The 965-nt window shown below is 62.6% G+C and carries 1 pseudogene; it reads left to right on the forward strand.

The window, feature by feature from the left end:
• Positions 1-965: pseudogene (locus IH09_RS38650) on the forward strand (AMP-binding protein); the annotation flags it as partial.

The following is a 965-nucleotide window of genomic DNA, read 5'->3' on the forward strand; positions in this document are numbered from 1 at the left end:
TGATGTGTTGGGTTTGTTGCCGGTGTATGTGGTGTTTACATCGGGGTCGACGGGGGTGCCTAAGGGTGTGGTGATGCCGCGGGTGGCGTTGGCGAATTTGTTGGGGTGGCAGCGGCGGGTGCGGCCGGGTGGTGTGGGTGTGCGGGTGGCGCAGTTTACGGGTCTTGGTTTTGATGTTTTGGTGCAGGAGGTGTTGTCTGCGTTGGTGGGTGGCAAGTGTTTGGTGGTTCCGTCGGATGAGGTGCGGCGGGATGTGGTGGGTTTTGCGCGGTGGTTGGGTGAGGTGGGTGTGGGGGAGTTGTTTGCGCCGAATGTTGTGGTGGATGGGGTGTGTGGGGCTGCGGTTGAGGGTGGGGTGGTGTTGCCGTCGTTGTTGGAGGTGGCGCAGGCGGGTGAGGCGTTGGTGCCTTCGGTGGGGGTGCGGCGGGTTTTTGCGGGGGGTGTGGGGCGTCGGTTGGTGAATCATTATGGGCCGGCTGAGACGCATGTGGTGACGTCGTTTGAGTTGGGTGTGGGGAGTGGGGATTGGCCGGTGGTGGTGCCGGTGGGGCGGCCGGTGGATAACGTGGGTGTGTATGTGTTGGATGGGTTTTTGTGTCGTGTTCCGGTGGGTGTGGTGGGTGAGTTGTATGTGGGTGGTGTGCAGTTGGCTCGGGGGTATTTGGGTGGTTCGGGTGTGACGGCCGGGCGGTTTGTTGCGGATCCGTTTGGTGCGGCCGGTGGGCGGATGTATCGCACGGGGGATTTGGTGCGGTGGAACGCTGATGGTGAATTGGAGTTTGTTGGGCGTGTTGATGCTCAGGTGAAGGTGAGCGTTTGCCGGATTACATGGTGCCGTCGGTGGTGGTGGTGCTTGGGGCGTTGCCGGTGACGGTGAATGGGAAGTTGGATCGGGGTGCTTTGCCGGTGCCGGAGTGGGAGGGCTCTGGTGGTCGGGTGGCGAGGTCGCCGCGTGAGGAGGTGCT

The organism is Streptomyces celluloflavus (genome assembly GCA_000720995.1).
GTDB classification, from domain to species: Bacteria; Actinomycetota; Actinomycetes; order Streptomycetales; family Streptomycetaceae; genus Streptomyces; species Streptomyces celluloflavus.